The organism is Holdemania sp., assembly GCF_986127675.1.
In genome coordinates this window covers 25937-51154 of the sequence record NZ_CFQZWI010000009.1, presented here as the reverse complement: position 1 = coordinate 51154, position 25218 = coordinate 25937, and the positions used below count along the sequence as shown (strand labels likewise).

The 25218-nt window shown below is 52.9% G+C and carries 25 protein-coding genes; 1 reads left to right on the top strand and 24 read right to left on the bottom strand.

The genetic code is table 11. The annotated features are described in order from the left end of the window. Nucleotides 1-7: 7 nt before the first annotated feature. The 14 genes from AC5OW4_RS03115 to AC5OW4_RS03050 form a co-directional block, all read right to left on the bottom strand. Nucleotides 8-979: a hypothetical protein gene (locus AC5OW4_RS03115; RefSeq protein ID WP_295770429.1), complete on the bottom strand. Its 972-nt coding sequence runs from the start codon at nucleotides 977-979 to the stop codon at nucleotides 8-10. Nucleotides 980-1176: 197 nt separating this feature from the next. Next, nucleotides 1177-1818 carry a phosphate signaling complex protein PhoU gene (gene phoU / locus AC5OW4_RS03110; protein WP_072683483.1) on the bottom strand — a complete coding sequence of 214 codons (642 nt, stop codon included), beginning with the start codon at nucleotides 1816-1818 and terminating at the stop codon, nucleotides 1177-1179. A 19-nt stretch (nucleotides 1819-1837) separates the two neighbouring features. Then, a complete protein-coding gene (gene pstB / locus AC5OW4_RS03105) occupies nucleotides 1838-2593 on the bottom strand; it encodes a phosphate ABC transporter ATP-binding protein PstB (protein ID WP_006060208.1) in 756 nt (251 codons plus the stop codon). A gap of 12 nt (nucleotides 2594-2605) precedes the next feature. After that, nucleotides 2606-3844: a phosphate ABC transporter permease PstA gene (gene pstA / locus AC5OW4_RS03100; protein ID WP_295770435.1), complete on the bottom strand. Its 1239-nt coding sequence runs from the start codon at nucleotides 3842-3844 to the stop codon at nucleotides 2606-2608. Continuing rightward, a complete protein-coding gene (pstC, locus tag AC5OW4_RS03095) occupies nucleotides 3841-4782 on the bottom strand; it encodes a phosphate ABC transporter permease subunit PstC (RefSeq protein WP_195547793.1) in 942 nt (313 codons plus the stop codon). The genes pstA and pstC overlap by 4 nt, the downstream gene beginning before the upstream one ends. 76 nt (nucleotides 4783-4858) lie before the next feature. After that, nucleotides 4859-5806 carry a substrate-binding domain-containing protein gene (locus AC5OW4_RS03090; protein WP_295770440.1) on the bottom strand — a complete coding sequence of 316 codons (948 nt, stop codon included), beginning with the start codon at nucleotides 5804-5806 and terminating at the stop codon, nucleotides 4859-4861. A 301-nt stretch (nucleotides 5807-6107) separates the two neighbouring features. Next, the gene (locus AC5OW4_RS03085) at nucleotides 6108-7421 is read right to left on the bottom strand and encodes a sensor histidine kinase (RefSeq protein WP_295770443.1); all 1314 of its coding nucleotides are present in this window, start codon (nucleotides 7419-7421) and stop codon (nucleotides 6108-6110) included. Nucleotides 7422-7436: 15 nt separating this feature from the next. Next, nucleotides 7437-8108 (bottom strand): response regulator transcription factor, encoded by a 672-nt coding sequence (locus tag AC5OW4_RS03080; RefSeq protein ID WP_278839284.1) that lies wholly within the window; start codon nucleotides 8106-8108, stop codon nucleotides 7437-7439. Between the two features lie 3 nt (nucleotides 8109-8111). Further along, the gene (locus AC5OW4_RS03075) at nucleotides 8112-9059 is read right to left on the bottom strand and encodes a PhoH family protein (RefSeq protein WP_295770450.1); all 948 of its coding nucleotides are present in this window, start codon (nucleotides 9057-9059) and stop codon (nucleotides 8112-8114) included. Between the two features lie 17 nt (nucleotides 9060-9076). Further along, the gene (locus AC5OW4_RS03070) at nucleotides 9077-10027 is read right to left on the bottom strand and encodes a sporulation protein YqfD (protein WP_308559764.1); all 951 of its coding nucleotides are present in this window, start codon (nucleotides 10025-10027) and stop codon (nucleotides 9077-9079) included. Further along, complete coding sequence (locus AC5OW4_RS03065; RefSeq protein ID WP_006060198.1) at nucleotides 10017-10214, bottom strand: YabP/YqfC family sporulation protein; 198 nt, start codon at nucleotides 10212-10214, stop codon at nucleotides 10017-10019. Before AC5OW4_RS03065 ends, AC5OW4_RS03070 begins: the two co-directional genes overlap by 11 nt. Before the next feature lie 126 nt (nucleotides 10215-10340). Then, complete coding sequence (locus AC5OW4_RS03060; protein ID WP_295770457.1) at nucleotides 10341-11306, bottom strand: DUF6930 domain-containing protein; 966 nt, start codon at nucleotides 11304-11306, stop codon at nucleotides 10341-10343. Between the two features lie 221 nt (nucleotides 11307-11527). Next, nucleotides 11528-11707: a 30S ribosomal protein S21 gene (gene rpsU / locus AC5OW4_RS03055; protein WP_020223152.1), complete on the bottom strand. Its 180-nt coding sequence runs from the start codon at nucleotides 11705-11707 to the stop codon at nucleotides 11528-11530. Between the two features lie 258 nt (nucleotides 11708-11965). After that, complete coding sequence (locus AC5OW4_RS03050; RefSeq protein WP_295770462.1) at nucleotides 11966-12619, bottom strand: cyclic nucleotide-binding domain-containing protein; 654 nt, start codon at nucleotides 12617-12619, stop codon at nucleotides 11966-11968. A gap of 111 nt (nucleotides 12620-12730) precedes the next feature. On the opposite strand from AC5OW4_RS03050, the gene AC5OW4_RS03045 reads away from it, so the two are divergent. Further along, nucleotides 12731-13648: a DMT family transporter gene (locus AC5OW4_RS03045; protein WP_295770465.1), complete on the top strand. Its 918-nt coding sequence runs from the start codon at nucleotides 12731-12733 to the stop codon at nucleotides 13646-13648. Nucleotides 13649-13854: 206 nt separating this feature from the next. Here AC5OW4_RS03045 and deoC read toward each other — a convergent pair whose 3' ends face one another. The 10 genes from deoC to AC5OW4_RS02995 all read right to left on the bottom strand — a co-directional run bounded on the left by deoC (nucleotide 13855) and on the right by AC5OW4_RS02995 (nucleotide 25179). Next, the gene (gene deoC, locus AC5OW4_RS03040) at nucleotides 13855-14523 is read right to left on the bottom strand and encodes a deoxyribose-phosphate aldolase (RefSeq protein WP_295770468.1); all 669 of its coding nucleotides are present in this window, start codon (nucleotides 14521-14523) and stop codon (nucleotides 13855-13857) included. After that, nucleotides 14501-15976: a UDP-N-acetylmuramoyl-L-alanyl-D-glutamate--2,6-diaminopimelate ligase gene (locus AC5OW4_RS03035; RefSeq protein ID WP_493676638.1), complete on the bottom strand. Its 1476-nt coding sequence runs from the start codon at nucleotides 15974-15976 to the stop codon at nucleotides 14501-14503. Before AC5OW4_RS03035 ends, deoC begins: the two co-directional genes overlap by 23 nt. Further along, nucleotides 15973-17274 carry a tRNA (N(6)-L-threonylcarbamoyladenosine(37)-C(2))-methylthiotransferase MtaB gene (gene mtaB / locus AC5OW4_RS03030; RefSeq protein WP_295771529.1) on the bottom strand — a complete coding sequence of 434 codons (1302 nt, stop codon included), beginning with the start codon at nucleotides 17272-17274 and terminating at the stop codon, nucleotides 15973-15975. The genes AC5OW4_RS03035 and mtaB overlap by 4 nt, the downstream gene beginning before the upstream one ends. A 95-nt stretch (nucleotides 17275-17369) precedes the next feature. After that, complete coding sequence (locus AC5OW4_RS03025) at nucleotides 17370-18134, bottom strand: hypothetical protein (protein ID WP_295771531.1); 765 nt, start codon at nucleotides 18132-18134, stop codon at nucleotides 17370-17372. A 3-nt stretch (nucleotides 18135-18137) separates the two neighbouring features. Next, nucleotides 18138-18851 (bottom strand): 16S rRNA (uracil(1498)-N(3))-methyltransferase, encoded by a 714-nt coding sequence (locus AC5OW4_RS03020; protein WP_493676637.1) that lies wholly within the window; start codon nucleotides 18849-18851, stop codon nucleotides 18138-18140. A 204-nt stretch (nucleotides 18852-19055) separates the two neighbouring features. Then, nucleotides 19056-20360, bottom strand: a complete 1305-nt coding sequence (locus tag AC5OW4_RS03015; RefSeq protein WP_295769342.1) for a uracil-xanthine permease family protein — start codon at nucleotides 20358-20360, stop codon at nucleotides 19056-19058. A 313-nt stretch (nucleotides 20361-20673) separates the two neighbouring features. Next, complete coding sequence (locus AC5OW4_RS03010) at nucleotides 20674-23259, bottom strand: M56 family metallopeptidase (RefSeq protein ID WP_295769344.1); 2586 nt, start codon at nucleotides 23257-23259, stop codon at nucleotides 20674-20676. Continuing rightward, nucleotides 23256-23636: a BlaI/MecI/CopY family transcriptional regulator gene (locus AC5OW4_RS03005; RefSeq protein ID WP_072683502.1), complete on the bottom strand. Its 381-nt coding sequence runs from the start codon at nucleotides 23634-23636 to the stop codon at nucleotides 23256-23258. The genes AC5OW4_RS03010 and AC5OW4_RS03005 overlap by 4 nt, the downstream gene beginning before the upstream one ends. Nucleotides 23637-23876: 240 nt before the next feature. After that, on the bottom strand, nucleotides 23877-24425 hold the full coding sequence (locus AC5OW4_RS03000; RefSeq protein ID WP_295769346.1) for a hypothetical protein: 549 nt from the start codon (nucleotides 24423-24425) through the stop codon (nucleotides 23877-23879). A 76-nt stretch (nucleotides 24426-24501) separates the two neighbouring features. After that, complete coding sequence (locus AC5OW4_RS02995; RefSeq protein ID WP_072683504.1) at nucleotides 24502-25179, bottom strand: GNAT family N-acetyltransferase; 678 nt, start codon at nucleotides 25177-25179, stop codon at nucleotides 24502-24504. Nucleotides 25180-25218 lie beyond the last annotated feature (39 nt).

Here is a 25218-nt window from a genome sequence, read left to right as displayed (position 1 = left end):
GCACCGGTTATGAATGCCGGCCAGAACGTGCCATCAGCCATCCAACTGCGGCGCAGAGTCCAAAGCCCGCCGCAATCCAGCCATACAGATGAAACAGATTGGTATACAGGAAATTCGTGTAGTAATTCCAGGCTACCCCCTGCAGCCGGTTGATCAGGATGATCAGAACCGGAATTTCAAGCACCGCGATCAGACCGGTCATACCGCAGCTGCGCCCCAGAATATTCAGGGCGGAAGCCGCAGGCGTCTGTTTTTTCTGCCGGCGCACTTCGTGCAGCGTCAACGCCAGCGCGGCCAGGGTGCTCCCGACGGCAATCCCGAAAATCTGTCCTGACCGCTGATTCGCCAACGTATCGGAAACCGTGCTGTCCACGGCGATCGGCTGCTTGATGAATGTCATGTCCGGAAATTCCTGACGCAGCTGATAAATCAAGGCGATCCAATCCGACGGCTGTTCCGCAAAGAACCACAGCGTTGCGGTAGTCCCGGTCTGTTCCACGCTGTTGTAAAACGGTTCGACCCGAACGTCCGCGCTTTGAATCATCGTCATGTGCGGCGCCGATAAATCCTTTCGGTCAGCCGTATAATACACCGGCCGCGCCTGGTTGAAGCTGATCTGCGGCGTTCCGGAAACCGGAAACAAATCATGCAGCGGATTTTTCATCCCGCCGTAATAAAAGCTCAGCCCGGATTCAGCGTCCGGCTTGACCTCCATTACCGCCAGCTTGCGGGCATTCAGCCGGTCTTCCTCGCTGGCTTCACTTTCCTGACCGACCGCGATCAATTCCGCGATCCGCTCGCGCTGACGCGCCTGCTGCCCCGCGGTAAACTGAACTTCGTAACAAGCCGACGCATACCCCGCTGACGCCCATTTTAAACGCGGCATTTCCGCCATCATCTGCTTTTGCGCACTGGACTGGAACCCCTCAATCGTCGCGATCAGCGCCAACGTCAGTCCCAGCAGAAAGAGTTTTTTCATGTCTTCACCTCTTGAGTTTACCCTCAGTATAGCGAACCCGACCCGCGGATGTCAATGTTCTGCGAAGAAATTCCCACGAAGACCCGGAAGCCCGTTCCCCGTAAGACATGATCTCAAAATCCCACTTGACGCGGGGTTATCCTTTGCTGAAAGCAAAAAAATCCCGCGCTTTGGCGGCCGGGATTCCTTGCGGGCCTTCATCCGAAATCAATGTGCTGCCCTTTTACCTGATAGATCAGGTGCTCGCAGATATTTTTAGTATGATCGCCGGCCCGTTCAAAGTTGCGCAGCATCGCGACTAACGGCACGACATGTTCCAGCTGCATTCCCTGCATAACGGCGGTTTCAATCTGTCCGGACAGCTCGGCAAACTGATCGTTAATCTGTTCGTCCTGCTGCGGAATCCGATACGCCTGCGCGACATCCTCCTTCTGATAGGCGTCCATCGCCGCGTCCAGCATCGCCAGAAACAACCGCCCGATCGCTTCCGCCTGTTCGCCGACAAACGGAGGTTCCGCCGGGCCTTTTTTGATGACGTAGTCCGCGATGTTCTTAGCGTAGTCGCCGATCCGTTCCAAATCCGAAGCGATTTTAATCCCGGCGATCACTTTGCGCAGATCCGTGGCCACCGGGGAAAGCAGCGCCAGCACCGTCTGCGCCTGATCGTTGATTTCCTCCTCCAGATGATTGACGAAGTCATCCATGTAGATTAACTGCAGCGCTTTCTCCTTATCGCCGCTTCGAAGAATGTCCAGCGCCAGCTCGTGCATCGTTTTCACCTTGCGGTACATCTGCAGGATCAAAGCCTGGAATGCGGCGAGCGATTCATCCATTTTCATAACTTATTCCTCCTGATTCCTAGCCGAACCGGCCGGTGATATAATCCTCAGTCCGCTGATCTGCCGGTTTGGAAAAGAGCTTGCGGGTCGTGTCGGCCTCTACGATTTCACCGAGCAGAAAGAACGCCGTATCATCGGAAACCCGGGAAGCCTGCTGCATCGAGTGCGTTACGATGACGATCGTATAGGTTGTCTTCAGCTGCTCGATCAGCTCTTCGATCTTCGCCGTGGCAATCGGATCCAGCGCGGAGGTCGGCTCGTCCATCAGAATGACCTCCGGTTCCATCGCGATCGCCCGGGCGATGCACAACCGCTGCTGCTGACCGCCCGAGAGTGCCAGCGCCGAATCGTGCAGACGGTCCCTGACTTCCTCCCACAGCGCCGCCGATTTCAGCGAGTGTTCCACAACGCCGTCCAGCACTTTCTTATCGCGGATTCCCTGACAGCGAGGACCGTAAGCGATGTTGTCATAGATCGACATCGGAAACGGGTTTGGCTTCTGAAACACCATTCCGACCTCCGTGCGCAGCTGGACGACGTTGGTTTTTGAATCATAAATATTCTCGCCCAACAGGCGGATTTCACCGCTGATCCGGCAATTTTCAATCAGATCGTTCATCCGGTTCAGACACCGCAGAAACGTCGATTTACCACACCCCGAGGGACCGATCAGCGCGGTGACCCGGTTCTTGCCGATCGTCAGATTCAGCTGTTTCAGCGCCTGTTTTTCACCATAATATAAATTCAAATCTTTTACTTCAAAACAAGTTTCCATAACGATTCCTTTCTAGCGGAAGCTTTTCTGCAGCCGCCGCGAAAGCAGCTTGACCGTCAGATTCAAGATCAGCACAAAGATCAGAATGATGATTGAGATCGCGCAGGCCAGTTCAAAGTTAGGCTGCTCGCCCGACATCACCGACCAGATGTGAACGGCCAGTGAAGTGCCTTGCTTCAACAAGCCTGGCTGATCGTTAATAAAGGTGCCCATCGTATAGATCAGCGCCGCCGATTCGCCGACTACCCGGCCGATGCTTAACAGAATCCCGCTGAGAATACCCGGCATCGCACAGGGCAGCGTGATCTTGAATATCGTCTGAGTCTGGCTTGCACCTAACGACAACGACGCGTCGCGCAGACCCTGAGGTACAACCCGCAGCGCTTCTTCAGTCGAGCGGATGATCGTCGGCAAAAGGATGATCGCCATCGTCAGCGCGCCCAGCAGAATATTCGTCGTCTTTGCCCCCATGGCCGCGGTGATCGGAAACAACACGCTGACGCCCATTAAACCATAAACGATCGAAGGGACGCCGGTCAGCGTTTCAATCCCGGTGCGGATCGCGGCGTTCACTTTGTTTTTTTTAGCCATTTCACTTAAATAGACAGCACTGGCAATGCCGATCGGCAGCGCGATCAGCAGCGATACCAGAATTAAGTACGCGGTGCTCACCAGCGATCCGCGGATGCCCCCGCCCGGTGTCTTGATAAACATTGACGTCAGCTTCGCCGCTGACCGATCCAATGTTTCCACTACTTCAGCAGCGCTTGCGGAAGCGAGCATACCGGTGAAGTCCGCTGTTCCGGAAGCGTCGGTAAAATCAATTTTTTCCACCTGCAGCCCGGCGCTCATGGCGACCGGTTTCCCCTGGTTCGCCCCGGCGCTGGTATCCACAGCCGACGTCAGCGGCGAATTCTCCGCCACGGCTTCGATCAGAACAAGCTGTTTCTTTTCATGGGAAAGATGGTCGACAAAGCCCACACCCCACTTTTCGCTCCACGCCACCTCAGCACCGAGCTTTTCCGGTCGCGGATAGCTCCCGGGCTGATTGCGTGATTCATCCAAAGCCACGATCTTGCTGAGGGACCAGTAATCGCTGCGCAGCAGATCCGCGTTGATCAAGGACAGACCATGACTGAAAATATACACGAACAGACTGGTCAGCACCACAACGGCCAGCGCTGCGCTCAGCACTGTCAGCAGCTGCAGAAAACGATCGCTGATCACACGCGGCATTCGATTGGTTTTCACTGTCCATTCCCCACTTTCTTCTTCATCCAGTTCAGACTGAGATTCGACAAAAGGATCACGACCATCAGCACCAGACCGACGGAGAACCGGATATCGTAATCCAGTCCGGTTGTTTCCTTCAATCCCGCCAGCATTGTCGATGTCAGCGTGCGGGTGATGTCGAACAGGTTGAACGTCGGGCCGAACAGCTTGTTGCCGGCCACCATCGCGACCGCTGTCGCTTCGCCAAACGCCCGGCCCAGCCCCAGAATTGCTCCGGCGAAAATCCCTGACTTGGCGCTGGCCAGGACAACTTTGAAATGGGTCTGCGTCGCACTCGCTCCCAAAGCCAGTGAACCCAGCTCCAGATCCGGATCGACCGCTTCGATGGCCGTCACCGCCAGCGAGGTGATCGTCGGGAAGATCATGATCGCCAATAACAGGATCACCGCAAGCAGCGAACTGCCCCCGGCTGTACTGACCCCCGCCAGCGACGCCAGCCCTTTCACCAGCGACGTAATCACCCCGGCCGCAAAGACGCCGTAGACGACGCTGGGAATCGACGCGAGCAATTCCACCACCGTTTTCATCAATGGTTTAACCGGCTTGGGTGCGATCTTGACGATGAACAGCGCCGTCAGCACCGCGATGGGAAAGGCCAGCAGCAGCGCTCCAAAAGCGGAGATCAGCGTATTGATCACGATAAATCCAACGCCGTAGACCCCCTGATCCTGCCGCCACAACGTTCCTAACAGGAAATCTTTCAGCGATATGGAGCCATAGGCATAGCCAGGTAAAAACGGCTGGATTCCTTTCATCAGAATAAACAGCGTGATCAGCACGATACAGCTGCCGGAAATCAGCGCCGCCAGAAAGAAAACGGCTCTGACCGTCCGGTCCGTTCTCTGCTTACGCCGGGCCTGGCCGGGGCGGATTCTCGCTTTCAGATTGCTTTCCATAACCTCATCCTTCCTTCGAAACGAAACCGCTCCGCCGGCAAACTAGCCGGGGAAGCGGTCGCATCCCGTTTACAAATTACTGAATCTGATCCCAGGACGTCACCGTGCCGGTAAAGATATCGTGAACCTGAGCCTGCGTCAGATTGGCAACGGCCGTATTCGCTTCATTGACAATCGTCACCACCGCATCAATGCAATACTGGCCTGAGGCCATCGCCGCCGATGTGTCTTCCTCGCCGCTTTTGAAAGCCCGCGAAGCAAAGCCGATATCCGCGCGGTTAGCACCGTCTTTTTCTGAACCGAGGACGCGCTTGTAGCCGTCGCCCGAACCGGTCTGGTTCATCGTGAACTGGAAGTTACCCGCCAACGGCTGGAACGCTTCCAGCGCAGCTTTCAGCGTTTTCTCCACGGATGTCGAACCGCAGGTCGCGATTGTGATCGCCGAGTTGTCTTCGTTGACGATCGGATGATTCGCCGCCAGTTCCGCCCAGGCTTTCCCCTGGCTCTTATCGACAACGCCGCCGGCCTTTTCCACCACCAGCATGCCTTCTGTGGAATTCTGCAGGAAGTCTAAGAACGCCGCGATCAGCTGTTCTTTCTCCGCACTTTCATAATCGCCGGCAGCCCGGGTTGTGAAGGCAAACGGACGCTGCATCCCATAGGTTCCGTCCAGAACCGTCGCTTCGCTCGGCGCCACGCCTTCAAAGTTCAGCGGCTTCACGCCGTTGGCCGCAAAATCCGTGGACAGCGACACATAACCGATGCCGTTTTCATCCGCTCCGACCTTGGTCGCCATATCGCCGTTGCTGGAAACTTCAATGGCGGAAGACGTCAGCTGTTCCGCAAAATCTCCGGCTTTTTCAAACGCTTCCCGCGTACCGGAAGTCGCGTCGCGGGTATAGACGTTGATGGACGCCGCCACGGACGGCGTGGCCGTTCCTCCCTCTGCTGGCTCTGTCTTGGGTGCTGTGCTGCAGCCAGCGACAAGCAGCGCTGTCAGTACGAATACAAATAATTTCTTCATTTCAATTCATCCCTTTCTTGAACAGTTCCCAGTTTACCGCGCTACGATTAACAGAAAATGAAGCTTGCGTTAAGAAACGGTTAAAAAATAAATTTTCCAAAGCATTGTCCTTTCTCTGTTCCCCCACATGGGAAAACAGCTTTCAGCCGGCAGGTTGGCTGCCAAATCATGAATCAAGGCTGAAAAACGGTGGCTTCCTGTCAGGACATTCCGTTTTTTCCCATCCACCGCTCCCAACGAAAAACAAGCACAAAAAAAGCCAGGGAATCCCTGACTGAGGACGATCGTTTCCCGCGACCTTTCACTTTGAGACGCCAGCGTTTGTGTTCTGCGGCGAAGGTTGCGGAAGGCGTGGAGAATGTTCCGCCGTCAAAGGTTGATCCGCCGCGTCGGAACGAATCGGCAGGCGGATGACGAAGCGACTGCCGCGGCCAACCTCGCTGTCAACCTCAATCTCGCCCTGATGCGCGCTCACGATCGCCTTGACGATCGCCAGCCCCAAACCGCTGCCCCCGCTGGCTCGGGACCGGGATTTATCTACCCGGTAAAAGCGCTCAAAAATCCGATCCAGATGTTTGGCGTCAATCCCGCAGCCGTCATCGCTGACCGTCAGCACCAGCCAATGATCCTGGCGCCGCGCCTGCATGCGGATATGCTCAGGCTGGCTGTGCGCCAGCGCATTGTTCAATAAATTGGCCAGCGCCTGATGAATTTTCTGTTCATCCAGCCAGAACGTTTCATGGGTTTGATCCTCTGCCTCCACGATCACGCCCTGACTTTTTGCCTGCGGCGCTGCCTCCTTAATCAGACTGTCAAACAACCCGCTGATCTCACAGGGCGACAGCTCCAGCGCCAGCGTACTCATAGATAAGCGCGACAGCTTCAACAGATCGGCGACTATCATTTCCAGCCGCTTCGTTTCCTTTTCAATCTGGATATGAAAATCCTTCATCGTCTTGGGATCGTCAAAATCATCCCGGTTCAGAATTTCTATCATCCCTTTGATTGCCGCAATCGGTGTTTTCAGCTCATGCGACGCATCGGCGATGAAGCGTTTCTGCATCCGTTCCTTTTCCATCGCCTGCGTAATATCCTGAAACACCAACAGACATCCGGTAAACCGGCCGTTCTCCTGAATCGGAACGGACAGGCATTGGAAGTCGACGTGGTTATAGCACAGATTGCGCACGATCGCATTCTCGCTCAAATACGCTTCCTTCAGAAACAACTGCACCTCAGGAGCAATCCGCTCGTCGCGATACGTGAATTCTTCCTCACCCTCTTCGCTCAGAAACCGGCTGAATCCTTCATTGTATAAAATCAGATGACCATAGGAATCCATCATGGCTAAGGGAGAAGGAATATTCGTCAGGATCGTCATGATCTGCTGCTGCTTCAGCGAAGCATCCTTGGCCGAGCTGCGAACCTGCGTTTTTAACGTCTGTTCTTTCGTCCGCATCGTTTCGCGCAGCGTATCCTGACTGTGCCACAGCAGCGCCATTGCGACCAGTCCGAGCAAGACCAGGGCGCTCCAGGCTTCCAATAAGCCCTGGGCACAGAACAGCGCCAGACCCGCGACAGTGACGATCAGAATTAGAGCTTCACTCGTTTTCATGCCTGCCTCCGCCGTTTATGCCTGAACTTCAAGTTTATAGCCGACCCCGCGCAGGGAGGCAATCTTCACGCCGCTGCCCTGCAGTTTATTGCGCAGCTTGAAAATGTGGACGTCAACGATCCGGGTATCCCCGTCGTAATCAAAATCCCAGATCTCGTTGAGGATGTTGTCGCGGGATAAAACGATCTGCGGATTGCGCAGCAGATATTCCAGCAGCTCAAATTCCTTTTTCGTCAGGCTGACCGGCTGACCGTTGACCGACACTTCCCGGCTTCCCAGATCCATCGTTAGACCACCCATTTCCAGCACCCTCCGGCTTGTCTTGACGATCCGTTTGACATGGGCCTGAATCCGCGCCAGAAGCTCGCGCGGGGAAAATGGTTTAGTGATGTAATCGTCGACGCCGGCCTCGAAGGCTTCCAGAATGTCTTCTTCCTCATCCTTCGCCGTCAGCATCATCATGACGCTGTCAATGCCTTTGCCGCGGAACAGCCGCACCAGCTCAATCCCGCTGATTTCCGGCAGCATCCAGTCGATAATCATGATATCAAAGCTTTCGTTCAGCCCCTTTTCCCGGGCGCTGGCGCCGTCTGGACAGCCGGTGACGTCAAACCCGGCGTTTTTCAAATCATAGCTGATCAGGTGGCGGATGCTGTCTTCATCCTCAATTAAAAGAATCCGCGGCATGACCTATTCCCCCTTTGCCCCATAGCGGTCAATGATTTTCTGCACCAGCGGATGCCGCACGACATCGTCGCTGGACAGCTGCAGCACGCCGATTTCCTCAATCCCTTTCAACAGGCCGACGGCGTCCATCAGACCGCTGCGCTGGGATTTCGGCAGATCCACCTGCGTCACATCGCCGGTGATGATCATCCGCGACTGAAAGCCCAGCCGGGTTAAAAACATTTTCATCTGGGCCGGCGTCGTGTTCTGCGCTTCGTCCAGAATAATCACGGCATCATCCAGCGTCCGTCCGCGCATATAGGCCAGCGGCGCGATCTCAATCGTGCCTTTTTCGATCAGCTTCTCCGTCGTTTCCGCACCCATCAGATCATGCAGCGCGTCATACAGCGGGCGTAAATACGGATCAACTTTTTCCTTCAGATCACCGGGCAGAAATCCCAGGCTCTCCCCCGCTTCCACTGCGGGCCGGGTCAGGATGATCCGGTGAATCTCGCCTTTCTTCAGCATACTGACGGCGTAGGCCACGGCTAAATAGGTCTTGCCCGTGCCGGCGGGGCCGACCGCGAAGACAATCGTTTTCTTTTCCATCGCTTCGATGAAGCTGCGTTGACCCTCGGTTTTCGGCGATATCGCCTTGCCGCTATGGGCGCGGGCCAGCACCTTGGACTTCAGATCGCCCAGATCGACCGCCTGCTGCTTGCGCTGCGTGCGGACCAAATATCGAATTTCCTGCTCGCTGATCTGTTGGGAATGCCGGATCATCTTCAGCATTTCCTGCAGGATCTCCGCCACCGCTTCGGGATCCTGGCAGCGGATCGTAAACTGATTGTCGCGGAAGACAATCTCCGCCCCGTACAGTTCGCATAAGCAGTTCAGGTTGCGGTCCTGGTAGCCGATCAGTTCAGCCGCTTCCGACGCGCTCAGATGTTCCATTGACAGGACATAGGTCATGGTTTTCCTCCTCGAATTTAAGGTCGTGTCAGATCCTCCAATAACGTATAGTGGATCTTCATCGTTATTGTACCCGCATTCCTGTCAAAAAGTAAAACATTTTCTTTGATAATTTTCTCATCCTCCTGCAGCTGCTCAGCGATCTGACTGCGGCAGTCCATCAACAGACGAAAAAACGCCAGCGCGTCATGCAGCGGGAAATCCGGTGCATCTAACAGCGAGCTTTCCACGGTATACCAGGTGTAGCCGTAAACCTTGCCCTTGACATAGAGTGGCTGAGGCACCTCGAAGGCATCTTTCAGTTCATTGTCGATCAACAGATCCCCGGGGTGAACGATCTGGTTGATTTTGACCTTTTTCTCCCCATGCTGAACGTCAAAACGCACGACCATGCCTTCCTTCTGCGCATAGATCGGATCGTTGGTCAGCTGCGGAGTTTCAACGTATTCCTTGTCTGTAAACTGAAGCTGAATCCGCGAGCCCGTGCGGGTGACCTCGGTCCAGCCCAGGCGATCCTCAAAGCTTTCCTTAATCAGAAATTCAATCGTTTCCGCCAGATTCTGATCCGCGGTGAAAAACGGCGCGGCATAGCCGTTCTCCGCCAGCTGCTGCTCGATCTGGCGCTGCAGGGTTGGATCCGTGCCGGTCACGCTGACCTGGACAATGCAATGCGAGTAAAATATCCACAGCGCGATGGATAACGCGACAGAAAACAACCGCAGCGGCTGCTGGAACTGGTGCAGCAAAAAACCGGTGACGCCGCTGGTCCGCAAACATTCCGCGTCCTGAAACAAACCGGTAATCCGCCGCCGGCTCGTCACCGGCGTCCAGAAAACCAGCCCTTCCGGGGTCTGCTTGAGTTCCATGACCTCGATATCCTGGCGCAGACATTGATTGAGAAAAAACGTCAGCGGTATTTTCAGCCGCCAGCAGTCCATGCCGAACAGAAAAGGCAGTCTATTCCGCATCGAACTTCACCCGCCTGATCTGCCCGGAAAGAATGATTTCGTCGGCGCTGAACACCCGGATATGAAGGCCGCTGCCTTCGACGATCATTCTGCCCTGTTTGGACTCGGTGATAATTTGTTCGGGGCTGACGAGGATCAGCCGCTCGAAGTCTTCGATCATGGCCTGTTTTTCACTGACTGTGATCATCGCGCACACTCCTTCCTCTGATGTAGGTTATGCGCCAGCACAGGCAAACATGAAAAAAGCGTCCGCAAAGGGACGCTGAGGCGTTATGATCCTGTGAGATCAAAATGACAACGAGACGAAAGCGCGCTAATTCATTGATTCGGGAGTTGTCAGCGGCGACAGGGCGGCCGCCAGTTCCTCGCTGAGCTGTTCCGTCAGAATCAGATTCTCCACATGAACGATCCGAATCCCCAACCGCTGCGCCAGATCTGCCAGAATGAATTCATACAGCCCGTGATTGACCTGCAGGCGGGCAGGAATCCCGGCGATCAGGATAAATTCACGCAGGGCTTCTACCAATGCTGTGCACAAATCTTCCCGTTTGCGGAAGCTGAATTCAATATGTGTCTGATGCCGGTTGGAGCACACCAGCACCAACATCCGAAACGCCACCGCAGTGCCGTGTTCCGCTTCCAGCGGATCGATCAGGCTGACCACGTCCAGCTGCGCGGTTTCCCGCGTATGCTTGAGCTGACTGAGCTTGTCGGCTGCCGCTTCGTCGATCATACAGGCTGGACCTTCGATCCGCACAGCGCCCTCTTTCGGCACTAAACGCCAGCTCTGATCACTTAATCGAGCCGCTTCCACCCATTGTTCATCCGTCGTTTCCGGACCGTTGTACGCTGCCAGGATTTCACTCAGCGCTTCGACGAGCAGCCGGGTTTCCTCAATCCAGCGGGAGGAAGGACGCACCTCCAGCAGACCGCAGTGAATATCGTTGATAAAAACCTGCAGGCCATCCTGCTGAAATAAAGCAACCTCCGCTTCCTCCGCGCAAAACGGCCGCCACATGATCCGCCGCGACGCCTGAACCGCCATGTGGTAGGAATCCTCCTGGGCCAGCGAATTGCCGACCAGCTGATCCCAGTCGTCATCACAGATTTCCAGCACCGTTTCCTCGCCCATCTGTAAAAACGAAGCGCATACCGGCGCGTCAAACAGCGGCAGCTCCAATTTGATGTTCATCATTTCCCATTGCTTATCCCGCCACTGCTGATAGACATGTGCTAAGGCCCGCTTAAACTGCTGGAGTGCTTGTGTTGAACTTTGCATTGTGACCTTCTCCTCCTTCATTCTGATGCTTTCCTGCATCATCGCGCTGATCGCTTTTTCCGATCCGCTTTGATTTCAGTCTGTTCTTTAATTTACTGCTTTCGGATTTCCCTTTGATCCTTCGCTGGCCGTTACTGAGGATTCAAGGATTCAGCGATCATCCGCCTGTCCTCATTTCAGCCAGAAAAGCTCATCCTACGAAAAAAGAAGCTTGCGCTTCTTTATTTTGAACGTCTAGCCTTTCTTGCAGCCTCCGACTTCAATTTACGACGGACGCCTGGTTTTACATAAAACTCTCTTTTGCGAGCCTCAGCAAGGGTTCCGTTGCGAGAAACCTGACGCTTGAAACGACGTAATGCGTCATCCAATACTTCGTTCTCTTTTAAGACAACTCTTGGCATACTTACCCTCCCTTCTGATGCAAGCAGATATATTATAACCAAACCATCCGAAAAAAGCAACCTTTTCGGAACGATTTGAGGAATGTTTTTCAAGAATTTTCATTCATTATTTCTTACAGGAAGACTGCACTGCACAGCTGCGAAATTGACAGCGCTTTCATTCGGGCAGATCCCGCTTTTTATTCATCCTGTTAAAAAAGAGCCCAATCTCAAAAGAACCCGATGAAACAGAAGCCGGGATGGATCATGCTCGATCTTTTAAAAAGAGGAACGCCGCTTTAATTCAATGTTATTCAGAATGTAGTACCCACTTTCTCTCTTCTCCAGAATTCCATCGCGGCAAAGCTTGCCTAAAATACGGAACAAATGCCGATAACTCATCCCCACTGAGGCAGAAACATCAGTAAGAATATCACTAAATACATTTTTATGCGAATTTTGCAGGATGTACGCACATAGACGATGCTCGCCGGAACATAGCGCTGATAATGTATAATTATCTGAACTTTTAGACAACTTGGCTGCCAGTTCGCCGCCTAAAAAATTAAGAAATCGAAGATTTACTGATAATTCGTCTGCACATGTCGGATAATTCACGGCGATACAGTCCAGGTCGGTGATCGCTTTAACCGTCGTTGTGGCATTTTTCTGTCTCATCATGAGTTCAATATCACCAATCAGACCGGAAGAAATGTAATAACACAAAATCAAGCTTTTTCCGTCGGGCGTTGTCCGGCAAACCTTCGCACTGCCGCTGATCACAATGAGGATCCATGGCATGGAAACACCTTCTTGACAAACATTTTCCCCGGGCGCAAAACGCTGGCAGCCACAAGATTGAAGCGGAACATTTTCCAGGCCATATTCTGCGAGCTTATTTTCATGGGCTTTAGTAAGGGGTATATTCTCCATATCAATCACCTCAAATCAATTATATACGAATGCGTTTGAAAGCACTATGACCTATGTCCTATGCAGGATAAACAGAATTTTGTTATCCTCGAAGTAAAGAGGTGGTCTGAATTGTATCCGATTTTAGCGCTGGTTAACGGTATACTATTAGCCATTATGGTTTCAATAAACGGAGAATTATCGAAACAATATGGCGTATTCTCAGCATCCGTATTGATTCATATCGCAGGCACGGCTTCCGCATCTCTCTGCCTTTTGAAAAAAGGAAAAAAGCCACTGTGGACGCATCATCCAAAATGGATTTATCTGGGCGGAGCGATCGGGGTCTGCACTACTGTATTTCAATGTATTGCGGCAGAGTCGATGAGTATAACCAGCGTCGTTGCACTGGGATTGCTGGGGCAGACAGCTGCCTCCTTGTTCATTGATAAACTGGGTTTGTTGGGGATGAAGAAAAGACCGTTTCCACAATCAGCACTGATCAGTCTGTGTCTTTCAGTTCTCGGAATCTTCATGATGTTGGATGATGAAAATGCAGTCGTTGCGATTGGAATTGCGTGTGCCGCAGGCATATCCGTGGTCTTATCCAGAACCATCAACGCATATCTGGCAGAAAAAACAGGAGCGCTGCAGGGCGCGCTGATCAACCATCTGATCGGACTTCCTATTACAATACTGCTCGCCGCAGCCACCGTGAAATGGAGTGATCTTGTCCAAAGAGCACCGTTAAGCGGAACGTCTCAACCCTGGATTTATTTTGGCGGAGTCCTGGGTGTGGGGGTTGTGATGTTATTTAACATCATTGTTCCCAAACTCTCTTCATTTTTGCTGACCTCACTGGTCTTTATTGCGCAGATATTTACGGGAATTATCTTAGACAGTATGCAGGGGCTCTCCTGTTCTGATGCCTCTCTTTACGGTGGGCTTGTCATTGCTTTCGGCGTTGTTGTCTACATGGCCGCGGATCGCATTAACCCTTGCAAAAGAACAAAAGCGTCAGGAAAGTGTGGCAGAAACAAAACGGATTGAAGAAGAATACCAGAATGGCTTAAAAGAGAAACAGGTTAAAAATTGATTTATTTCATGGAACAACTCGAGATTTTATGCTGGATGATATAATCAGACACCTCTAAAATCTTCTTTGCATGCAAAAAGAGGAAGTTTTCAGCTTCCTCTTCGTTGACCGGCAGTGCCGGTTTTTTATTTTTCTTTTTTACGAATTCCAAGAGCAGCGGTTAATACCCCGCGGCTTCCTGGCCCGCCAGCAACGCGACGCCGCTGGAGGTTCCGATCCGGTCGGCTCCCGCTTCGATCATTGCCTTTAAATCATCAAAGCTGCGCACGCCGCCGGCCGCTTTCACCTGGCAGACATCGCCGACCGTCTGTTTCATCAGACGCACGTCTTCCACCGTTGCGCCGCTGGTAGAAAATCCTGTCGAGGTTTTTACGAAATCCGCGCCGGCTTCCATGCAGGCCTTGCAGGCGAAGACCTTTTCTTCATCGCTCAGCAGGCAGGTTTCAATGATGACTTTCAGCGTATGTGCGCCCGCCGCTTCCCGGACCATTTTGATATCCCGGACAACGCCGTCATGATCGCCGTCCTTCACGCCGCCGATGTTGATGACCATGTCAATTTCATCCGCGCCTTTTTCAATCGCGTCGCGGCATTCAAACGCCTTGGCTTCGCTGGTCATCGCGCCCAGCGGAAAGCCGATGACGGTGCAGACCTTGACGTCGCTGCCTTTTAGCTGCTGCTTGCAGAAGGGAATCCAGCAGGGATTGACGCAGACGGTCGCGAAATCATGTTCGCGGGCTTCGGCGCACAGCTTTTCCAGCTGGCTGCGGGTACTGGCAGGTTTTAGCAGAGTGTGATCAATGTACTTATTCAACGGTTTCATCTTCATCTTCCTCCTCCGTTTCAAAATAATACTTGCGCAAGGCGTCACGGACCGCTGCCGGATCGCTCATCCACGGCTCCCGGCCGAATTCCCGGTAAATAAAGGTTTCGTCGCCCTTGCCTAAAATCAGGATCGTATCCCCGACATTGGCCACTTCCACCGCCTGACGGATTGCGTCATAGCGGCTTTCAATGATAATGCGGTTGGTCTTCTGAATACCCGAAGCAATTTCTTCAGCAATCTGAATCGGATCCTCGTCGCGCGGATCGTCTTCGGTTAAGATGATCAGGTCGCAGTATTTATCCGCAAGCTGACCGAAAACCGGCCGTTTCTTCGTATCCCGCTTCCCCGCGGAGCCAAACACGGAAATGATTCGTTTCTCCTTCGGCGTGATCGCGGATGCGAACTTGAAGATCTGTTCCAGGCCGTCCGGAGTATGCGCGAAGTCAACGATGATATTGAACGGCTGGCCTTCTTCAATCCGTTCCATCCGGCCTTCGATCTGCGGAATCGTATTGAGCTGTTCCAGAATCTGTTCCATGGGCAAACCGCCCTCATGCAGCGCGGCGATCACCGCCAACAGGTTATACAGATTGAACATCGCAACCAAATTGGTCTGGACCGGGTATTCATGGCCATTATGAACTAAGGTAAAGATGGTTTTGTCCGCGTTGAGCTGGATATCCTTCGCTTCATAATCCGCTTTTTCCAGCACGCCGTAGGTAACAACGCGGGCCGGGCAGTCGGCGACGATCGCCATGCCGTGAGGATCATCCTTGTTGGTAATCGCTGTGCCATCCGGCTTCAGCTGGTCGAACAGGCGTTTCTTCGCTTCAAAGTAATTCTCCATCGTCCCGTGATAATCGAGATGATCATGCGTCAGATTCGTAAAAATCGCGATGTCGACGTCCACGCCGTCCGTGCGGTGCTGTTCCAGACCGATGCTGCTGATCTCCAGCGCGCAGGCTTTCATCCCGTCTTCCGCCATATCATGCAGAATCTGCTGCAGCGGCACGATGTCCGGGGTCGTCAGTAACGGCGGCAGCTTCGTGTCGCCATACTCAATCGAAATGGTACCGATGTAGCCGCAGGCATAGATCGGATCCAGCAGGTTGCGGATCATGCAGGCAATCGACGACTTGCCATTAGTACCGGTCACGCCGTAGACCACCATTTTCTTTGACGGATAGCCATAGAAGCAGGCCGCGACCTGATTGAGCGCGGCGATGACGTCGCGCACCTTGATGTAAACGACATTCGCGTTGTTGCGCTTGATATCCTCGCTGTGAACGACGCAGACCGCGCCGTTTTTCACGGCCGCGTTAACGTAGCGGTGACCATCGTGAATCATTCCTTTAATACAGAAGAAAATGGAGTTGGGCAGCACATCCCGGCTGTCCACCATCAGATTTTCAATTTCAATGTCCGGAGCGTTGTCAAATAATGCGGATAATTTCATTTTTCCTGACCTCCTTGCGCCTGCGCTGCCAGCTGATCCCCAAGCATATGCGTACAGCGGGCTGCAACCCGTTGTCCGCTGGCAAACTCGCCTTCGATCTGCACCGGCAGATACTCGCTGCTGTGACCGAACGCAGCGCCGTTTTCACAGGTTTCGATAATCACGTCGACGTCCTTGCCGATCCAGCTGCTTTTTACCGCGTAATAACTGTTGCGGGAGAATTCGCCAACCTGATGGGCCCGCTGCTTCTTCACCTCTGATGAAATCTGACCGCTCATCCGCTGCGCCGGGGTTCCGGTTTTCGGGGAGAAAGGGAAAACGTGAATGAAGCTGAACTGAATCTGCTTCAGAAAGGCCATCGTCGCAGCAAACTCCGCTTCGCTTTCCTGCGGAAAACCGACGATCAGATCGGTGCTGATTGAAATCCCGTCAATCCGGCTGCGGATTTCTTCCACCCGCGCCAGAAACTGCGCCGTCGTATACGGCCGGCCCATCCGTTTCAGCGTCGCGTCGCAGCCCGCCTGCAGCGGAATATGTAGATGCCGGGCGATCTTCGGCTGCGTTTCCATCAGCGTCAGCAGCTCATCAGTGATCTCTGTAATCTCGATCGACGAAATCCGGATTCGCTCCAGCGGTTCAATCTGACACATCCCGCGGATCAATTCGCACAGGCTGGTGTCTCTATCTTTCCCATACCGGCCGGTATGTATCCCGGCCAGAACAATTTCCTTATGCTTCTGAGCCAGCCGCCGCGCTTCCTTCAGCGCTTCGTCCAACGGCAGCGAGCGTTCCCGGCCGCGGGCATACGGGATGATGCAGTAAGCGCAGAACTGGTTGCATCCATCCTGCACCTTTAAGTACGCGCGCGTCTGATGTTCAAATTCATCCAGCGGCAGCATTTCAAACTCGGCGGACGTCCGCACGTCATGCAGCTCGACAATCGGCTCGCGGCGCTGGCGCAGCGCTTCGTCGATCAGCTGCGGCAATTTGTCCTTACCGCTGGAACCGACCAGAATGTCGATCTTTTCCTGCTCACACATCTGTTCCGCCTGAATCTGGACGTAACAGCCCACAGCGCACACCAGAGCGTCCGGGTTCTGCCGGCGGGCCTGATGGATTTTCTGCCGGCTCTTGCTGGCGGCGGTATTGGTCACCGCACAGGTAAATATGATGTAAACGTCGGCTTTCTCCTTGAAGTCCACCGTCTGATAGCCGCGCTGCCGCAGCGCCTGAGCGGTACTTTCCGACTCGTAGGCGTTGACTTTGCAGCCCAACGTTGAAATTGCGACACTCGCCATGAATTCGTCCCCTTCCATGATGGATATTATACCAAACTTTTAACCCCGGAGGTAGTCTTTTAACGGTCATTCTCGCCCTGCCAAAGGAAAAGGCCTTACGGCCTTGAAATGCGGGCGATTTTTGATTTCAGTTTCGGCAGGATATAGCCGCTGGCGCAGCACGCATCGCGGATCTGAAGCGGATCCTGACTCAGCACCGCGGCCGCCAGCGGCGCGCCCTGAGCGGGATCAAGCTTTTCACCGGTACAGACCAGTGAAAGCGGCAGCTCGGTTTCCGTGCCGTCAAACGCAAAAACTTCCAGACAGTGCACGCGGCCCTCGTAAACCGCAAAACCCTGCTCATTCTGGAAAATCACCTGCGGCGAGGCAAAGCCCGCGTCATAGGGCAGTCGTCCATAGATTAACGGATCAACGATCTTATCTGCGAAACTTTTAACCATCTTGAAAAACTGCGGCAGCTCCAGCACCGCGGTTTCGTGATCGTACAGCGCGTTGATCAGCGGATCGAAGAACGGAATCATCACGAGCTTGTCCTCAACCGTAAATTTCTTCATGTCCGCGATTGCTTCCTGAATTCTCGGCCGTACGAATTCATTGCGTTTGGGATAGTCGATGATCTCCCAGATATCCAGCATTTCCGTCCGCGTCTGTTCGTACAGCTCCTCAATCTTCTGCTTGTTTTTCAAGCCCTCTTCCAGAATGCTCAGCGTATACACATCCCGCGCCGTTTTTACCGGACGATCGAGCTGATAGGGTTTCAGCCGGGCGTTGATGCGCGCGGTTTCCTTGCGGACCTCATTCAGTTTCAGAAATTCCCGATCGTTGCCTTTGCGCAGAATTTTAATCATTTTCGGATTCATCATTTAACCCTCCAGCACGGCTCCAGCCAGACAGACCGCCGCCACTGCCGCCGTTTCTGCCCGCAGAATCCGTTTGCCCAGCGAGCAGCAGCGATAGCCCTGTGCCTGCAGCCTTTCAATCTCAGCCGGACTGAAACCGCCTTCCGGGCCGATCACCAGCGTCACGCTGCGGCCCTTTTCCAGCTGAGCGCTCAGCAAACCGCCGTGCAAAGCTTCATCTTCATACGCCACGAAGTTCTGCTCGCTCCGCCACGCGCCGGCGTCGGCCAATTCGATCGGTGCGCACACCTGCGGCCTTTGCGTACGCTTGCATTGTTGGCTGGCTTCCTGAACAATCTTCTGCCAGCGCTCTAATTTTTTATCTATTTTATCCTGTTCCAGCTTCACGACCGTGCGGCTGGATTGAAACGGAACGATCCGGCTGACGCCCAGCTCCGTGCATTTCTGCAGCAGCCAGTCCCAGCGCTCGCCTTTGATCAGACCAGCGACTAACGTCAGCGTTACCGGAAGCTCGCGGTCCTCGTCCAGCAGTTCTGTGATCTGAATCTGACCCGCGCCGTCCAGCACGCCGCAAAAAACGGCGCCTTCCGCGTCGATCACGCGCAGGGTTTCCCCTTCCTTCATCCGCAGGACACGCTGTAAATGATGGCGCTGCTGCGGATCCGGTTCGATCACGCTTCCGACGTGGGTTTTCTGTTGTATAAATATCTGCTGCATGTTATCACCGTGCTTTATTTTACCAGAAAACAGGCCGGAAGGGAATGAAAATCCCGCCTGGCAATCAGGAAAGCCGTTCCGGGCTAAAAAAGCAACGAAACGACCCAGCTCTTGTGAACCAATCCGAAACTTGGAATTGATCCATCTTCGCCGTCAGAAAAAAAGCAGCGGCATGCTGCTTTTTTTCTGAGTGAAATCTGAGATTTATTTTGATTTTTCCGCAGTTTGTTTCTCCCGCGGCAGGATCAGGTTCAGCACAATGCCCACAGTCGCCGACAGCGCGGTGCCCGACAGGGTGACCAGTTTGCCTAACGGCAGAACGGCGCCGCCCAAGCCGATGACCAGCATGGCCGAAGCGATGATCAGATTGCGCTGCTGCCCAAAATCGACCTGATTGTCGATCAGAACCCGCAGACCGTTGGAAGCAATGACGCCGTACAGAATGATCGACATTCCGCCCAACACGGCGTTGGGAATCGTTGAGATGAACGCCGATACAATCGGGACGCAGCTCAGCACGATCGCGATGCAGGCCGCGCCGACAGTCACGTACACCGAGGACACCTTCGTCATCCCGATGACGCCCGTATTTTCGCCATAGGTTGTATTCGCCGGTCCGCCTAACAGCGCCGAAATGGACGTCGCGATACCGTCGCCCATTAACGTCTTATCCAAGCCCGGTTCCTTCAGGAAATTGCGGCCGCAGATCTTGCCCAGCACGGTGTGATCGCCGATATGCTCGGAAATGGTCACCAGCGCCACCGGCAGGATCGCGAATGTTTCCGGTCCGAAATACAGGTGATAGCTCTTAAACCCCGGCACGGCAATCGGCAGAATGAATTCCGGCAGCGACAAGAACTTTCCTGACTGCAGAACTTCCTGCAGCGGCGCAAAGTCCACAATGCCTAAAGCCAGCGCAAACACATAACCGCCCAAGATTCCGCAAAGGAATGGAATGATTTTGAAAAAGCCTTTTGCCTTCGTGGAGATCAAGGCAGTGAGAATAAAGGTAAAGACCGCTGTCAGCATGACTTTCCAATCCCCGCCGGTCACAAAGCCGGCGTTGCCGACCGCATTGGCCGCCAGGCCCAGACCGATAACGGCGATCATCGGACCGATGACAATCGGCGGAAGCAGCTTGTCAATCCAGTCCTTGCCAATGAAACGGACAAGAATCGAAACGACGACATAGACCAGACCGATCAGGATTAACCCGGTCTGCGCCGCACTGACATCGCCGCTCATCGCCGCGACCGCAATCTGGACAGCACTGATGTAGGCAAAGGAAGAACCTAAGTAGACCGGAACCTGAAACCGGGTGATGCAGCTGTAAATAATCGTTCCGATGCCGGAAGCAAACAAGGCGACGGAAATCGGAAAGCCGGTCAGCACCGGGACCAGGATGGTGGCGCCAAACATCGCAAAGACATGTTGGAAACTTAACAGAATCCATTGAGTCGGTTTTGGTTTTTCGTTGACGTCGAGGATCATTTCTACTCGCTGTGACATAAATACCCCTTTCCGGGCTTAAATAAAAAGCCCTTTTGGTTTTGTGCAAAAGGACTTTCCCCTTAATGTAGTTCAGCCTTGCGATCTCTCTGGATCCGCTTAAAAGCCCTATGCGGTTTTCATTATAACATAACTAAGCGGCGATTTCATCCACTTCCGGTAAAAAGCCTGAAATGAATTTTCTGACATTTCTGAACATCTTTAATTTCAAACTGGATTCAGCGATGCCAAACAAGGGCGGACTAGTCAGAAATCCTGACAGAGAGCCTGACCGGCAGTTGATCGCCAGTTTGTCAGAAGGCGAACTTCTGAATCAATAATTTTCCAGCATAGAATAAAACTCGTCGCGTCCGTCTTTTTTCGCCTGCGTTCTGAATTTAGCGATATCCGCCGCATTCAATTCGCAGACCACCATCTCGAAATAACGGACTTGCTGATCATCATATGCCTTCTGCGCCAGCGAGAGAACCTGATCGTGCGGAAGATCGTAAATCAGGTTTGACAGAATATCCAGATTCTGATTCTCATAGGCCTGATTGGCATATTCGGCCTTTTGTTCGCTGGTCAAATCATTGCACAAATTCATAAACACATCCGTGCGATGATCGTTAAAGGCTTGATCTACCAGCGCCTTCAGGGTTTCGTTATCAACTTTGGAATAGAGCCGGTAAAGCACTTCTGTCCGATTGTCGGCATACGCCCGCTCAAGCAGCGTCTTCGCGGTTTCCTTGGAAAGGCCCCAGATAATTCGGTCAAACAGCTCATCCTGCTTTTCATCATAAGTCTGGATCGCCAGCTTATCCATCAGCTCGCCAGGCAGATCCCCGTCAAAGACAAACAGATAATCCCGGGAGCGCTGATCGTCGATCACTCGCTGAGCATACGCCGCGACGCTCTCTTGTGGCAAATCATAGAAAGCTTCTTTAAAATATTCGACGCGGTTATCGGCATAGGCTTTTTCTGCCAAAGCTTCCCGCTGCCTGGAACTCAGCGAACTTGCGATCTCTTCAAAGAATTCAAGACGCTGATCGGCATAAATCCGGTCGGCCCACGCACCGAGCTGATCTGTCGGCAGATCCTGAATCGTTTCCATAAAATACGCCAACTGGTTATCCGCATAGGCTTTCTCCGCCCATTCAGACCGCTGCGGAGCCGGCAGGGAAAGCAGCGCGATTTCAAAATCATCAAGCCGCATATCCGCATAAGCCTGCTGCGCCAACGTCTCAATCTGCTCCTGCGGCAGCTTCGGTACCAACAGATCAAACGCATCCTCATACCGACTCTGATAAGCCTGCCGGCTCAAATCGAGAATTTCGGATTCCGGAAGCGCGTCGGCCAGCACCGCAAAATAATCCATTTCCTTCGATGCATAGAAGGTGCGGGCCATGTTTACAGCCGCTTCCTCGTTCAGCTTCGCAGCCACAGCTCTGAACTGCGACATTTTCTTTTCCTTATGAAAGCGGACAGCCAGTTCCTCCGCAGATTCGGTGTAGGGACCTTCGATCGAGGTCAAAAGCGGCGTGCGCGAAGCCAGTGAGCTGTTGTTGCGGACCAACCGCGCATGTTGTTCGGAAACCGCCTGACGGACGGCTTCCATCTGTTCCTCATTGTCCATGACCGCTTTCATGCTTTCGTCAAAGGCGACGCTGATCAGCGAATCCTGATACACGCTGCCATCCTCCGACCGGTCGGCTCCCGCCCAGTTCAGCGTCACGATGTAGCCCTGCGTATAGACGCTGCCGGAAAAATAGAAGGTTCTCTGGTTTGTCGAGGTCGTGGCCGTCATCACCGGCGCCGCGGCCGGCGTCGGTGTTTTCCAGCTCAACGTAGAACCGCACAGAATACCGCTGGCAAACAATACAGCCCCGGCGGCCATCGAGATCAACGCCCGTGCAGTTCCTGACTTTTGTTCATCCATAATTGCACTCAGCCTTTCTTTTAACAAGCTCAAGTTTTCATTCAACGTAATTGATACGATGATATCGCCATAGGTTCCCTTATCCTTTAACGTGTGGATCAACGTGTCGCCGTAGCAGCGTTTTTCCCGCGCCGAGAGAGAACGCAGCACCTGTTCATCGCAGGCCAGCTCACACAGACTTTCCATATGGCGGCCGATCAGGCGAACAACAGGATTAAACCAGTGAATGCAGACCGCCAGCTGAACCAGCCATTTTGTAAAGATATCTTTGCGCTGATAATGCGTGAGTTCGTGGCGCAGAATCATTTGCATTTCCTCAGGGCCGCAATCCTCCGTAGTCAGAATGATCATCGGATGAAAGACACCGGGCAGCATCGGCGATACTGCCAGCTTGTTAATCCAGACCGGCAGCTGGCGGCGGATGCCCATTTTCTGGCGAACCTCGTCCAGACATTGCCGGGTCTTCGGGCTGGATGGAAAACTGCCGGCTTTAATAAACCGCAGAAATCCTTGATAGCTCGTGATCCGACGAACCATCAGCACCACGGCAACGCTTAACCACAGCACCCAGGCTGATCGGATCAGATCGTCCAGCCAGGCGGGCTGATCAACCTGCCAGGTTGATCGGGAAGGCGCCGGTGTTGGAAGGAATCGGATATCCTGAACCGGATCGCTCTGGACTTCCTGTTCCGGTTGTTTTGTTTGTTGATCCGCAACAGGATTCCTGATGGTTTCCGGCGTCCTTGCCGCAAGCTGAGCTTGCGGCTGCGGGTTCCAGGTTTTCTCAGAAAACAAAGTACCGACAACCCCGGCTACCGGCGATACCGGAATTAAAAGCCGCAGAATCACAACCAGCCAGAGTCCGTAGCGAAAACGGAAACTCAAATGATTTTTCAGCAGCTTTTCCAGCAGTACAACGATGCCGGCCATCCATAACGCGGAAACCGAAACTGAAAGGAAACCGATCATGAAGGTGTTCATTTCAATTTCTCCTTCCCCTGCTCCCAAAATTTTTCCAGTTCTTCAATGTCTTTGGATTCCAGGCATTGCTGCCCGAACAGCGACGTCAGCAGCGTACTGACATTCCCGCCAAACACCTGATTCACAAACTGAACCGACTGAGTTTTCAAATATTCTTCCTCGCTGATGCGCGCGACGTACAGCGCGCCCCGGCCTTCCTTCTGGCTGATCAGCATTCCTTTGTCGATCAATCTGGAGATAAAGGTCCGCACTGTCGTGCGTTTCCAATCATGGTCAGTTTGTTCTATCTGGTCCAGCAATTCACTGATCGTCATCGTACCCCCATGATCCCAGATCAATCTCATGATTTCCTTTTCAGAATCAGACATCAGTTCCATGTTCTCTTCTCCCTCCCTTTTTATTACATCTTGTAGTCAATTATCATACTACACTTTGTAGTCATTAATTGCAAGCTCTTTTGTTCAATTTCCAACTTATTTTCTCATTCTTCGAAAAACTTCTAACTTTTCTTGTTTTCACCCTTTATTTGGTCTTTTGCTTCGGTTCAAGGCAGCAACAAAAAAAACGAATTCTGACAGAGCGTGATCGTCCTGTCAAAATTCGTAAGGCGTGGCAGTTTAGTTCGATTGCCAGCGTTCCTCAAACCATTCCGGTTTTTTTAACCGTTGGAAGTCGCCGAATTCAAAAAGCGCATGGAAATGGCATGTCTGCGAAGAAGTTAACGTTTTCAAGCTGATCGTTCTGGTTTTCCAATTTAGAGATTCAGTTAACCCAAAATGATCCAGAATAGCGATCACGTCTTCCTTTTTCGGATCAAAGTCGGAAGCCTCAAAGTTAAAGTTATAGAAAACCACTCCGCCTTTTCCCGGATCCGTATAATGGACTAGAAAAAACGTTTCGGGATGTTCTCCGATTTCAAAGTAATCGCCGACGTCCAGCCCTTCCAGCCATGCCTTCTCCTTGTTGAGCTTCACAGCTTCCGACGGACTTACATTGGTAATAATAAGCATCCGTTGGACTTTTCCAGCTTTGACGCTGAGTTTTATGGAAGATTCCGACTGCGTATACCAGTAATAATGGATCGAAGCGCAGCTGACGAGGGACAGAGCGCAAAGAAACATCAAAGTTATCGCGGTTCCCTTTCTCTGCCATTTTCTTTTTATCATCGTTCAGTCCCCCTTTCTTCTATGACATCCCGGATTTTGACCTCTATATTCGTCATTCCTGTTTGTTGATTTTTATTTACTTCTTTGATTCTCTTCCTGATGATCCCGCTTTCTGCTTCGCCTGCAGCGTTTCCCGCCTGACTATCCAAATATCATCACCGGTAAAACCGCATTTTCGATAAAACAGCTCTGGGGAGCAGGGGCCATCCGCCCTGCCGCTGACTGTGGCGAAGCGTGCCCTGTCCTTCATGTTGGACAACAGCTGCATGACTAAACTTCTGCCGATCCCGCGGCCGCGCTTCCCGGGCAAAACCTGAATCCATTCCAGACTGATTTCCTGCATCTGCCGATCCAACGCCGCAATTCCGCAGGCCAGCGGTTTGCCGCTCTGGCGATCAAGAGCTACAACCCAACCCTCAGGGCTGAAACAGGCCTGCGCCTGTAATTGAAGCAGCTGCGCTTCGCTGACCCGCAGATCCGGATATGACGCATTGATGATTTCCGCGAATACGTTTACTTCTTTCCAAGCCGTCTGCAGCACAATTTCTGAATGAGAGTCTATGGACAAAGTATCGAGATGATGAAAAAGCCGGAAATAGCATTCAACCGCAGTGCTGACGTCTCCGATCCTTTTTCCAGCTTCTTTTTCGTGAATGACCTCAACACCTTCCGGCAGATTTCCAGCACAAAGTTTCCAATAGGGAAGCGCCGAAGCCCGGCATGGATTTTGAAGATATTCCTGCCTTGTCAACATCCTGCGTCCCTCCTTCTCGCTCTATGTTTTTATTGTAAA

What these genes read in the sequence shown, in the direction of transcription:
- AC5OW4_RS03070 (WP_308559764.1), bottom strand. Translation starts at nt 10,027, where the DNA reads ATGCGGAATAGACTGCCTTTTCTGTTCGGCATGGACTGCTGGCGGCTG.
- AC5OW4_RS03080 (WP_278839284.1), bottom strand. Translation starts at nt 8,108, where the DNA reads ATGCCGCGGATTCTTTTAATTGAGGATGAAGACAGCATCCGCCACCTG.
- AC5OW4_RS03075 (WP_295770450.1), bottom strand. Translation starts at nt 9,059, where the DNA reads ATGACCTATGTCCTGTCAATGGAACATCTGAGCGCGTCGGAAGCGGCT.
- AC5OW4_RS03115 (WP_295770429.1), bottom strand. Translation starts at nt 979, where the DNA reads ATGAAAAAACTCTTTCTGCTGGGACTGACGTTGGCGCTGATCGCGACG.
- mtaB (WP_295771529.1), bottom strand. Translation starts at nt 17,274, where the DNA reads ATGGCGAGTGTCGCAATTTCAACGTTGGGCTGCAAAGTCAACGCCTAC.
- deoC (WP_295770468.1), bottom strand. Translation starts at nt 14,523, where the DNA reads ATGAAGATGAAACCGTTGAATAAGTACATTGATCACACTCTGCTAAAA.
- phoU (WP_072683483.1), bottom strand. Translation starts at nt 1,818, where the DNA reads ATGAAAATGGATGAATCGCTCGCCGCATTCCAGGCTTTGATCCTGCAG.
- pstC (WP_195547793.1), bottom strand. Translation starts at nt 4,782, where the DNA reads ATGGAAAGCAATCTGAAAGCGAGAATCCGCCCCGGCCAGGCCCGGCGT.
- AC5OW4_RS03050 (WP_295770462.1), bottom strand. Translation starts at nt 12,619, where the DNA reads ATGGAGAATATACCCCTTACTAAAGCCCATGAAAATAAGCTCGCAGAA.
- AC5OW4_RS03015 (WP_295769342.1), bottom strand. Translation starts at nt 20,360, where the DNA reads ATGTCACAGCGAGTAGAAATGATCCTCGACGTCAACGAAAAACCAAAA.
- rpsU (WP_020223152.1), bottom strand. Translation starts at nt 11,707, where the DNA reads ATGCCAAGAGTTGTCTTAAAAGAGAACGAAGTATTGGATGACGCATTA.
- AC5OW4_RS03005 (WP_072683502.1), bottom strand. Translation starts at nt 23,636, where the DNA reads ATGGAACTGATGTCTGATTCTGAAAAGGAAATCATGAGATTGATCTGG.
- AC5OW4_RS03020 (WP_493676637.1), bottom strand. Translation starts at nt 18,851, where the DNA reads ATGCAGCAGATATTTATACAACAGAAAACCCACGTCGGAAGCGTGATC.
- AC5OW4_RS03010 (WP_295769344.1), bottom strand. Translation starts at nt 23,259, where the DNA reads ATGAACACCTTCATGATCGGTTTCCTTTCAGTTTCGGTTTCCGCGTTA.
- AC5OW4_RS03085 (WP_295770443.1), bottom strand. Translation starts at nt 7,421, where the DNA reads ATGAAAACGAGTGAAGCTCTAATTCTGATCGTCACTGTCGCGGGTCTG.
- AC5OW4_RS03060 (WP_295770457.1), bottom strand. Translation starts at nt 11,306, where the DNA reads ATGCAAAGTTCAACACAAGCACTCCAGCAGTTTAAGCGGGCCTTAGCA.
- pstB (WP_006060208.1), bottom strand. Translation starts at nt 2,593, where the DNA reads ATGGAAACTTGTTTTGAAGTAAAAGATTTGAATTTATATTATGGTGAA.
- AC5OW4_RS03065 (WP_006060198.1), bottom strand. Translation starts at nt 10,214, where the DNA reads ATGATCACAGTCAGTGAAAAACAGGCCATGATCGAAGACTTCGAGCGG.
- AC5OW4_RS03035 (WP_493676638.1), bottom strand. Translation starts at nt 15,976, where the DNA reads ATGAAATTATCCGCATTATTTGACAACGCTCCGGACATTGAAATTGAA.
- AC5OW4_RS02995 (WP_072683504.1), bottom strand. Translation starts at nt 25,179, where the DNA reads ATGTTGACAAGGCAGGAATATCTTCAAAATCCATGCCGGGCTTCGGCG.
- AC5OW4_RS03000 (WP_295769346.1), bottom strand. Translation starts at nt 24,425, where the DNA reads ATGATAAAAAGAAAATGGCAGAGAAAGGGAACCGCGATAACTTTGATG.
- AC5OW4_RS03090 (WP_295770440.1), bottom strand. Translation starts at nt 5,806, where the DNA reads ATGAAGAAATTATTTGTATTCGTACTGACAGCGCTGCTTGTCGCTGGC.
- AC5OW4_RS03025 (WP_295771531.1), bottom strand. Translation starts at nt 18,134, where the DNA reads ATGAATCCGAAAATGATTAAAATTCTGCGCAAAGGCAACGATCGGGAA.